Source organism: Allobosea sp. (genome assembly GCF_030694325.1).
Taxonomy (GTDB): Bacteria; Pseudomonadota; Alphaproteobacteria; order Rhizobiales; family Beijerinckiaceae; genus Allobosea.
In genome coordinates, this window is sequence record NZ_JAUXYO010000244.1 from 1 (window position 1) to 10,473 (window position 10,473).

Here is a 10,473-nt window from a genome sequence, read left to right on the forward strand (position 1 = left end):
AGCACCGGTCCATCGCCTCGGTAGATCTTGCTCTCGAGATACCGCTCGATGCCGAAGCGCACGACGACGCCGATGGAGGCGGCGACCGGCACGGCGAGCAGCAGCCCGAGGAAGCCGAACAGCGAGCCGAAGGCCAGCAGCGCGAACATCAGCCAGACCGGGTGGACGCCGATCGAGTCGCCGACGAATTTCGGCTGGAAGATGTTGCCCTCGAGGAACTGCCCGGCGGCGAAGACGGCGAGCGTCGCCAGCGGCCAGGTCCAGTCCGGCCAGAACTGGACGATGGCGACGCCGACCGACAACACCAGCCCGGTCAGCGAGCCGACATAGGGGATGAACGAGAGAAAGCCCGAGATGATGCCGATCAGGGCGCCGAAATTGACCCCGAGCAGGGTCAGCCCCACAGCATAGAAGAGGCCCAGCAGAACGCAGACCAGAGCCTGGCCTCGCAGGAAGCCGGCGATGGCGACGTCCATTTCGCGCAGCAGGCCGCGAATCGTATCGCGGTGGTCGAGCGGCAGCCAGCTGTCGACGGTGGCGCACATGCGATCCCAGTCGACCAGCAGGTAGAAGGCGATCACGGGGGTCAGCACCAGGAGCGAGAAGACGCCGACGATGGCCGTGCCGCCGGTCCAGAGCGATTGAAGCACGCTGCCGACCCATTTGGTCGCCTCGCCGACGAGGTTGCCCAGCGAATTCTGGGCCTCCTCGGTCAGCTTGGTGCCGCCGAAGCGCTCGAGCCAGGGGCCGCCCTGCTCCAGCACCAGCGTCTGGAGGCGCTGTGCATCGGCCGGCAGCCGCGCCACCAGCCCCGCCAACTGCTGGCCGAGGAGCGGCACCAGCAGCACCAGTGCGAGCACGAAAATGATCAGGAACACCACGAGGATGACGATGGTGGCCGCGAGCCGGCTCATCCCGATGCGTTCGAGGCGGTCGGCCAGCGGGTCGAGCAGATAGGCCAGCGCCAGGGCCGCGATGAACGGGAGGAGGACGTCGCGAAACACGACGAGGAACAGCACGAGCACCGCCAGCGACAGCAGCCAGAACCCGATTTGGCGTTGCAGTGTCATCTCTGGCCTTTCGCGGATCCGGTGGTGCCGACGACAAATGGAGCGGCGGAGTGAAGGTTCCAAGATCGCGCAGAACAATCGCACCGGCGAGACGACAGCTTGGCGATCTCACGCCGCCATATGGCGCAGCCAGAAGGCGAGATAGGCCGCCATCGAGGCGAGCGTCAACACCGCCACCACGCCGGCGCCGATCGTGATCGCGAGGCCGGGTTCGAAGCCGAAGGCGCGCGAGCCGAGCAGCAGCGCCGCGAAGAGGAGTTGAGCCAGCGTGTTGAGTTTGCTGACGGAAAAAGGCGCGATCGGCAGGGGCCTGCTCATCATCCAGGACAGGATCACCGCCGCGACGATCATGACGTCGCGCGACACCACCAGGACCACGAGCCAGGGCGGCACCGCGCCGACGAGCGCGAGGGTGACGTAGATCGAGACGATCAGCGCCTTGTCGGCGATCGGATCGAGATAGGCGCCGAGGTCGCTGGCCATGGCGAAGCGACGGGCGAGGTAGCCGTCGAGCGCATCGGAAAGCCCCGCGATCGCGAAGACGAGAAAGGCTGCCAGCCAGCGCGCGTCCAGGATCATCATGATCGCGAGCGGGACCATCAATAACCGCGCGACGGTGATGAGGTTGGGCAGCGTCATGGGGCGGCTCCGCGACGGGTGCGGCAGGACGCTAGTCGATCGGGCCGCAAAGCGGAAATCGCGGAGCGGGCGCGTCGGTTGGGGCGCCCCCGCGCGGCCGCCCCGCCTTGATCAGTCGATGTCCTCGACCTCGACCTCGGTGCCGTAGACGCGCTGCGCCAGAGAGGCCTCCATGAAAGGATCGAGCGCCCCGTCCAGCACCTCGGACGGCGCGGTGGACGCGACGCCGGTGCGCAGGTCCTTCACCAGCTGATAGGGCTGGAGCACATAGGAGCGGATCTGGTGGCCCCAGCCGATATCGGTCTTGGAGGCCTGCTCGGCATTGGCCTTCTCTTCCCGCTTCTTCAGCTCGACCTCGTAGAGCCGCGCGCGCAGCATGTCCCAGGCCTTGGCCCGGTTCTTGTGCTGGGAGCGCTCCTGCTGGCAGGACACCGCGATCCCCGACGGGATATGCGTGATGCGCACGGCCGAATCGGTGGTGTTGATGTGCTGACCGCCCGCTCCCTGGGCGCGGTAGGTGTCGATCCGGCAGTCGGATTCGTTGATGTCGATGACGATGCGATCGTCGACGACGGGATAGACCCAGACCGAGGCGAACGAGGTCTGCCGGCGGGCATTCGAATCGAAGGGCGAGATCCGCACCAGCCGGTGCACGCCGCTTTCCGTCTTGAGCCAGCCATAGGCGTTGTGGCCCTTGAACTGCAGCGTCGCCGATTTGATGCCGGCGGTGTCGCCGTCCTGGTATTCGAGCGTCTCGACCTTGAACTTCCGGCGCTCGCCCCAGCGCCGATACATGCGCAGCAGCATCTCGGCCCAGTCCTGGCTTTCGGTTCCGCCGGCGCCGGGATGGATCTCGAGATAGGTGTCGAGCATGTCGGCCTCGCCCGACAGCAGCGTCTCGACCTGCAGGCGTGCGGCTTCGACCTCGACGGCCTTGATGCCAGCCTCGCCCTCGGCGATCGAGGCCGCGTCATCCTCCATCTCGCCGAGCTCGATGAAGGTCAGGGCGTCGTCGAGATCACGCTCGAGCTTGAGGATGCCTTCGATCTGGGTTTCCAGCGAGGTCCGCTCGCGCATCAGCTTCTGCGCGGCGTCGGCATCGTTCCAGAAGTCGGGTCCCTCGGAGAGGGCGTTCAGTTCGGCGAGGCGGCGCTGGGCTTGATCCCAGTCAAAGATGCCTCCTCAGCAGTCCGATCGACTGCTTGGCGTTGTCGAGTTGCGTCTGGATTTCTGGGCGCATGCGAAAGGCCTTGATGAATCTGGCGTCGGGATAAGCGGGAACGGGCCCGGTGTAAACGGCATGACGGGCTCTCCCGCCATGCGCGACTTCAGGGCAGGCCCGACACGGACGCGAACGTCAGTAGAGCCCGCCGGTGCCGGAGCCGACGGCGCGGCCGCCACCCGGCGCCACGCTGAAGGGCGTCATGCCGTCGCCGGCCGCGCCGATCACCGAATAGCTGTCCGGCGGCGCCGTGCCGGGCTTGAAGGCCTCGAGGATTCCGCCCTCGCCGCCCGCGCGCATGCCGGTCTTGGGGTCGACGCGGATCAGCTTGATGCCGGCCGGCACGCGGAACGGCGTCGCCGGCTTGTCCTTGAGCGCCGCCATCATGAAGTCGCGGAAGATCGGCGCGGCATACTGGCCGGCGGTCGCCGAGGTGCCGAGCGATTTCGGCTTGTCGAAGCCCATATAGACGCCCACCGCGAGGTCCGGCGAGAAGCCGACAAACCAGACGTCCTTGGCGTCGTTGGTCGTGCCGGTCTTGCCGGCCAGCGGCTTGCCGACCGACTTGACCACGGTCGCCGTGCCGGCGTTGACCACGCTCTCCATGATCGAGACCATCTGATAGGCGGTCAGCGGGTCGAGCACCTGGTCGCGGTTGTCGATCAGGCGCGGCTCGCGCTGGTCGGCCCATTTCTCGGCGTTGCAGCCTTCGCAAATGCGCTGGTCGTGCCGGAAGATGGTGGCGCCCCAGCGGTCCTGGATGCGGTCGATCAGGGTCGGCCGGATCTTCTTGCCGCCGTTGACGAGCATCGCATAGGCAGCCGTCATCCGCATGACCGTGGTCTCGCCGGCCCCCAGAGACATCGACAGCACCGGCAGCATGTCGTCGTACACGCCGAAGCGGCGGGCATATTCGGCGATCAGCGGCATGCCGACGTCCTTGGCGAGCCGGACCGTCATCAGGTTCTTCGAGAACTGGATGCCGTAGCGCAGCGTCCGCGGACCGGTGAACTTGCCGTCGTAGTTGCTCGGCGTCCACATGCCGAGCCCGCCGCCCTGGTCGATCTCGACGGGGGCATCGAGCACGATCGAGGACGGCGTGTAGCCGTTGTCCAGGGCCGTGGCGTAGACGAAGGGCTTGAAGGAAGAGCCGGGCTGGCGCATCGCCTGCGTCGCCCGGTTAAACTCCGACTGGTCGTGGCTGAAGCCGCCGACCATGGCGAGCACGCGGCCCGAGAACGGGTCCATCACGGTGATCGCGCCGTTCACCTCCGGCAACTGGCGCAGGCGCACCTGTCCCGGGCGGTTTTCCATGGGCTCGACATAGACGACATCGCCCACCGCGACGGCCTGAGAGACGCGGGCGCGGCGTGTCCACTTGATGCCCTCGGCCCCGAGCGTGACGGTGTCGCGGTCGTTCTTGAGATGGCCCGAAGTCTCGCGCAGCGGGTGCAGGCCGAGGCGGGCGCTGTCGCCGGCGACATCGAGGACGACGGCCAAGCGCCAGGGCGCGACGTCGCCCAGCACCGGCAACTCGCCGATCGCGAGCCCCCAGTCGCGGGCGGAGAGTTCGAGCTTCTGGATCGCGCCGCGCCAGCCGCGCGCCTCGTCGAAGCGCACCAGGCCGTCGACGAGGGCCTTGCGCGCCATCAGCTGCATCTTCGGATCGACCGTGGCGCGCACGGAGAGACCGCCTTCGAGCAGCTTCTTCTCGCCGTAGCGGTCTTGCAGTTCGCGGCGGATCTCCTCGGCGAAATAGCCGGCGGCGATGTTGTTGGGCGAAACCGTTCGCGGGTTGACGCCGAGCGGCTGCTTCTTCGCCTGGTCGCCGATCTCGCGGCCGACGAAACCGTTCTCGACCATGCGGTCGATGACGTAGTTGCGGCGCTCGATGGCGCGCTCCCGGTTGCGGAAGGGATGGAGATCGGTCGGCGCCTTGGGGAGCGCGGCGAGATAAGCGGCCTCGTGCAGGTTCAGCTCATGCACCGACTTGCCGAAATAGTTCAGCGCCGCGGCGGCGATGCCGTAGCTGCCCTGCCCCGGCGCCGGCGCGCCGAGATAGATCTCGTTCAGGTAGAGCTCGAGGATCTTGTCCTTGGAGTAGGTCGACTCGATTCGTAGCGCGACCAGGGCCTCGCGAATCTTGCGCTCGATGTTCTGCTCGGAGCCGACGAGGAAGTTCTTGGCCACCTGCTGGGTGATGGTCGAGGCGCCCTGCGGCCTCCGGCCGGCGGCACGGTTGCGGAAATTGGTGATCGCCGCGCGCACGAGGCCTTCGGGATCCACGCCGATATGCTTGTAGAAATTTTTGTCCTCGGCCGAGAGATAGGCCTCGATCACGAGTTTCGGCACGGCCTGAATCGGCAGATAGAGCCGGCGCTCGCGGGCGAATTCGGCGATCAGCGAGCCGTCGCCGGCATGGACGCGGGTCATCACCGGCGGCTCGTAGTTCCGCAGCTGCGCTGAATCGGGCAGGTCCTGCGAGTAATGCCAGAGCAGGACGCCCGCGACGGCGGCGCCGATCACGAAGGCGATGGCGCCAGCGGCGAACAACCAACCGAACAGTCGCAGGATAAACCGCATCTCAGGCCCTGGCCCTTGCTTCGTGAACAGCCGGCAGCGAAGCCGGACGGCCCTTTTCAAATCAGCTCTATAACACGGCGCCCGTGGCCAAACCGTGGCCTCGCGACCACATGACGCATCGTCGCGTCGCCCCCGGTCGCGTCGTGTTCAACGGCGGTTGTCGGCCGCCTTGCCGGCCGGCGCGCGCGTGTTGAGGAAATAGCCGTCGACGGCGGCCGCCACCGCGCCGACCGCCTTGGCTCGCCATTCGGCGGAATTGAGCAGTTCGGCATCTTTCGGACTCGACATGTAGCCGAGTTCGATCAGCACCGAGGGGACGTCGGGCGCGCTGAGGACGCGAAATCCGGCCGAACGCAGCGGGACCTTGTGCATCTTCACCGAGCCGCCGAGCGTCTCGACCAGATTGCGCGCGAACACGGACGAGAAGGTGCGCGTCTCGCGCTTGGCGAGGTCCATCAGGATACCGGCCACGTCCTGGGTGTCCTCGCTCGCATCGAGCCCCGCCACCGCGTCCGCCTGGTTTTCCTTGGCGGCGAGCCGCGCCGCTTCGGCGTCGGTCGCGCGTTCCGAGCCGGTGTAGACGGTCGCGCCGCGCACCTCCTGGGCCTGCGTCAGCGAATCGGCATGGATCGAGATGAAGAGATCGGCGCCCGCCGCCCGCGCGATGCCGACGCGCTCCGCCAGCGGGACGAAGCGGTCGTCCTCGCGCGTCATCAGCACGCGGTAGCGGCCGCTCGCCTCGAGCTGCTCCTTCAGCTTGGCGCCGAAGGCGAGCACGACGCTCTTCTCCGCGATCGCGGCGACGACGGCGCCGGGATCGATGCCGCCATGGCCGGGGTCGATCACGACCGTCTGGCGCATCTCGCCCGAGGGCCTCGACGGCACCGGGGCCGCCGTCGCGGGCACCGTGTCCGGCGGCGGTGCCTGCGCGACCGCGGCGGCGAACTCGGCGCGGCTGGCCCGACGCACCTCGATGACGAGTTCACCGAAGCCGCCGCGCACCGGCCGTGACTCGGCCCGGGCGATGACCGCCGGCTGGGTCAGGTCGATGATGATGCGGGCTCTTTCGGCGGTGAACAGGCCGAATCGGAAGGCGCCGACCACACCCACGCTTCTGCGGGCGACGGCAGGCTGCACCTGAAAATTGGTCGAGGGCAGGTCGATCACGACGCGATCGGGCCCCGCCAGCACCCAGGCCCTGACGTCGAGCGGGCGTGACAGCGCCATGGTCAGACGTACGATGTCGCCGACCTGCTCCAGCCGGGCATCGGTGGCGACGGGAAAATCGTTCTGCGGGCGGTTGTTGGACGACGCCGGCGCGAGGACGGCCAGGCCGGCCAGCACGCCGAGCTCCAGGCAGGCGGGGCGCAGGAGCCGATGGATCCGCGCCGCAATTCTGGCCATGAACGAAGGAGGCGTCAGGTGCATCTTCCCGAGCTGTCGTCACCAAGGCTTAACCATAGTGACGCGATTTCCTAACAGGCCGTTACCACGAGCCGTCTACCCGGTGAACCGGGCCGCGCAGGCGACACGTCGGCCGAGACGCGATGTGACTTGCAAATCACGGTCACCTGTCTGTAATGGGGTTGGCTGCCTTGCAGGGCCGCCCATGGTGCGCATCCGGGTCGAGACCCGTCGGCGTCCGGGGTCGGACTGCAAGAGGGCAGCCACAATGGATCGTCCGCAGACGGCCGGCGCCGGTGCCCGTGTTCCACAGCACCAGGCCAGCTTCTCGCGAGCGTGCAAACGCGGTGCGCCTCGCCTTCCGAGGCAGGTGGGCCGCAGGTCAGGACAGATGTCGGGGCACACGACGCCGCATAGTTCTACGGTGAATCGTCAATACCTGCGGGACTGCGCCGGGGCTTTCGCCCGGCCGGCTTTCCCGAGCCGCTCTTCTGTCTCGACCGAACACCTCCCCGTCCCAGATGCCGGCATTCTCCGGCCTTTGCTCCTGCAACACGCCGGCGCTCGCCGGCATCAGCGCGGCGCCCCTGCCCGCGGCCGCGGATCTCTGTCCGCAGCCCGGCGGGTATCGCTGGCGGCCGCGCCCATGGAAAATACCTATGGCCAACAAGATGCTCATCGACGCCACCCACCCGGAAGAGACCCGGGTCGTGGTGGTCCGCGGATCGCGGATCGAGGAATTTGATTTCGAGGCTGCCAGCCGCAAACCCCTCCGGGGCAACATTTATCTCGCCAAGGTGACGCGCGTGGAGCCCTCGCTCCAGGCGGCCTTCGTCGAATATGGCGGCAACCGCCACGGTTTCCTCGCCTTCTCCGAGATCCATCCCGACTACTACCAGATCCCGGTCGCCGACCGGCAGGCGCTGCTGGCCGACGAGGCCCGTGCCGACCGGGAGGACGAGCGCGACGAAGAGAAGCGCGAAAAGCGCGGCCGCCGCGACCGTGGCCGCCGGGGCGACCGCGACGGACGTGCCAAGAAGGCCGCGACCGACGAGACCGTCAGCGCCGAGGCCGTCGAGACCGACGGCAAGGAAGCCGCGATGGTCAGCGAGGGGGCTCCCGCCTTCGGCGAGGAGTTCGCTCCGGCCATTGCCGAATCGCAGACCGAGGATTCAATCGAGAACGCGGCGCCGCTGACTTTCGAGACCACCGGCGGCGAGACCACGCCGGCCTCCGAGGCTCGCGCCCCATCCGAGGATGACAACGGACGGGACGAGGACGAATCGGACGGATCTGCCGACGAGAACGGTCAGGACGACGGCGACCACGAGGAGCCCGAGCAGCTCGGCGGTGGCGACGCCCTCGACGACATGCCGGAGCGCCCGCAGCGCAGCTCGCGCCGCCAGTACAAGATCCAGGAGGTGATCAAGCGCCGCCAGATCATCCTGGTGCAGGTCGTCAAGGAGGAGCGCGGCAACAAGGGTGCGGCGCTGACGACCTATCTCTCGCTCGCCGGTCGCTATTCGGTGCTGATGCCGAACACCGGCAAGGGCGGCGGCATCTCGCGCAAGATCACCAATGCCGAGGACCGCAAGCGGCTGAAGGAAATCGCCCAGGAGCTCGAGGTTCCCGAGGGGATGGGCCTGATCCTGCGGACCGCGGGCGCTTCGCGCACGAAAGTCGAGATCCGGCGCGACTACGAATATCTGATGCGCATGTGGGAGAGCGTGCGCGAGCTGACGCTCGCCTCGGTCGCGCCCGCGCTGGTCTATGAGGAGGGCAACCTCGTCAAGCGCTCGATCCGGGACCTCTACAACAAGGACATCGACGAGGTTCACGTCGCCGGCGACGAGGCCTATCGCGAAGCCAAAGACTTCATGCGCATGCTCATGCCGAGCCATGCCAAGAGCGTGAAGCCCTATCGCGAGCAGACGCCGCTCTTCGCCTCCTTCGGGATCGAGAGCCAGCTCGACGCGATGTTCTCCAACACCGTGACGCTGAAGTCGGGTGGCTACATCGTCATCAACCAGACCGAAGCGCTGGTCGCCATCGACATCAATTCCGGGCGCTCGACCCGCGAGCACAACATCGAGGACACGGCGCTCAAGACCAATCTCGAAGCGGCGGAGGAGATCTCCCGCCAGCTGCGCCTGCGCGACCTCGCCGGTCTCATCGTGATCGACTTCATCGACATGGAGGAGAACCGCAACAACCGTGCGGTCGAGAAGAAGCTGAAAGAATGCCTGAAGGACGACCGCGCCCGCATCCAGGTCGGCCGGATTTCGGCCTTCGGCCTGCTCGAGATGTCGCGCCAGCGCATCCGCACCGGCGTGCTGGAAAGCTCCTCCGTGCCCTGCCCGCATTGCGCCGGCGCCGGCATGATGCGCTCGGCCTCCTCGGTGTCGCTGCAGATCCTGCGCGCCCTGGAGGAGACGCTGATCAAGAGCGCCTCGCACAATCTCAACGTCCGGACGCGCCCGGAAGTGGCGCTCTATGTCCTCAATCAGAAGCGCGCGCATCTCGCCGATCTGGAGGCGCGCTTCAACATCGCCGTCACCATCAACACCGATGCGACGCTGCTCGGCACCCGCTATTTCGAGGTCGAGCGCGGCGAGTTCGTCGGCAATGAGGGCCGTATCGTGCCGTCGTCGATCAAGGCGGAAGCGGCGCTGTCGGATCTCGACGAGGACGCTCTCGACGCCGCGGCTGAAGCCGAGGCGCTCGATGCCGAAAACGACGTCGGCGTGACAGAGGCCGTCGCGACGGCTGGCGGCGAGGATCGTGCCGAAGGCGAGCGTGGCGACGGCGGGCGCAAGCGCCGTCGGCGTCGGCGTCGTCGGCGTGGCGGTGAGCGTGACGCCAATGGCGTGCGTCTCGACGGCGGCAGCGACGAGGCCGATGGCGGCGATGACGAGGGCGAGGAAGACGGCGACGAGCTGACCACGGACGGCGTGAGCGAGGACGCGGCGACGGCGTTCGAGCCTGCCGCCATCAGCGCCGAGCCGGAGGTCGAGCCGGCCGAGCCCGTCGCCGAGGAGAAGCCCAAGCGCGCCCGCCGCAGCCGCAAGCCCAAGGGCGAAGCGGAACAGCCGCTCGAGGCCGCCGCGGAGACGGTCACCGCCGAGGCTCCGGCCGCCGAGGTCGAGGCCGCGCCGGTCGAAGCCGAGAAGCCCAAGCGCAGCCGCTCGCGCAAGAAGGTCGTGCCGATCACCGAAGGTGGCGACGCGGCCGAGCCGGTCGCGGCCGTTGCTGCCCCTGAGGCTCCCGCGCCGGCAGCCGTCGAGGCCGCTCCCGTCGCGGAGCCGGAGCCCGCCCCGGCCCCCGCGCCGCGGGCGATCGAGGAGCCGGTCGCGGTGGTGCTGACCCCGCCTGATCCGGACCGCCCGAAGCGCGGCGGCTGGTGGAACAAGCTGGCCGGCCGAGGCTGACAAGACCAGGGGCCGCTGCGGGACACCGCAGCGGCCTTTTTCACGAACGGAGTGGCGATCAGCCGGCTGCGGGCGCCCGCGGGCTCGGCGGTGGCACGGCGGCGATCGCCGCGGCGCTCGAGGCCGA

6 protein-coding genes are annotated in these 10,473 nt (G+C 68.0%); 1 reads left to right on the forward strand and 5 read right to left on the reverse strand.

What is annotated here, in order from left to right; all coding sequences use genetic code 11:
- The 5 genes from Q8M82_RS16215 to Q8M82_RS16235 all read right to left on the reverse strand — a co-directional run.
- The coding region (locus Q8M82_RS16215) for an AI-2E family transporter (protein WP_305692361.1) at nucleotides 1-1,070 on the reverse strand (1,070 nt) is incomplete at its 3' end.
- A 108-nt stretch (nucleotides 1,071-1,178) separates the two neighbouring features.
- Nucleotides 1,179-1,709 carry a CDP-alcohol phosphatidyltransferase family protein gene (locus tag Q8M82_RS16220; protein ID WP_305692362.1) on the reverse strand — a complete coding sequence of 177 codons (531 nt, stop codon included), beginning with the start codon at nucleotides 1,707-1,709 and terminating at the stop codon, nucleotides 1,179-1,181.
- A 111-nt stretch (nucleotides 1,710-1,820) separates the two neighbouring features.
- A protein-coding gene (gene prfB, locus Q8M82_RS16225) for a peptide chain release factor 2 (RefSeq protein ID WP_305692363.1) occupies nucleotides 1,821-2,949 on the reverse strand; the annotation gives its coding sequence in 2 pieces (ribosomal slippage) (nucleotides 1,821-2,879 and nucleotides 2,881-2,949; 1,128 coding nt in all).
- Nucleotides 2,950-3,066: 117 nt separating this feature from the next.
- On the reverse strand, nucleotides 3,067-5,514 hold the full coding sequence (locus tag Q8M82_RS16230; protein ID WP_305692364.1) for a penicillin-binding protein 1A: 2,448 nt from the start codon (nucleotides 5,512-5,514) through the stop codon (nucleotides 3,067-3,069).
- 147 nt (nucleotides 5,515-5,661) lie between these two features.
- Nucleotides 5,662-6,918, reverse strand: coding sequence for an N-acetylmuramoyl-L-alanine amidase (locus tag Q8M82_RS16235; RefSeq protein WP_305692365.1), 1,257 nt, complete (start codon nucleotides 6,916-6,918; stop codon nucleotides 5,662-5,664).
- A gap of 659 nt (nucleotides 6,919-7,577) precedes the next feature.
- Between Q8M82_RS16235 and Q8M82_RS16240 the strand changes: the two genes are divergently transcribed.
- The gene (locus Q8M82_RS16240) at nucleotides 7,578-10,346 is read left to right on the forward strand and encodes an Rne/Rng family ribonuclease (protein ID WP_305692366.1); all 2,769 of its coding nucleotides are present in this window, start codon (nucleotides 7,578-7,580) and stop codon (nucleotides 10,344-10,346) included.
- Nucleotides 10,347-10,473: the final 127 nt, after the last annotated feature.

What these genes read in the sequence shown, in the direction of transcription:
- Q8M82_RS16220 (WP_305692362.1), bottom strand. Translation starts at nt 1,709, where the DNA reads ATGACGCTGCCCAACCTCATCACCGTCGCGCGGTTATTGATGGTCCCG.
- Q8M82_RS16230 (WP_305692364.1), bottom strand. Translation starts at nt 5,514, where the DNA reads ATGCGGTTTATCCTGCGACTGTTCGGTTGGTTGTTCGCCGCTGGCGCC.
- Q8M82_RS16235 (WP_305692365.1), bottom strand. Translation starts at nt 6,918, where the DNA reads ATGGCCAGAATTGCGGCGCGGATCCATCGGCTCCTGCGCCCCGCCTGC.
- Q8M82_RS16240 (WP_305692366.1), top strand. Translation starts at nt 7,578, where the DNA reads ATGGCCAACAAGATGCTCATCGACGCCACCCACCCGGAAGAGACCCGG.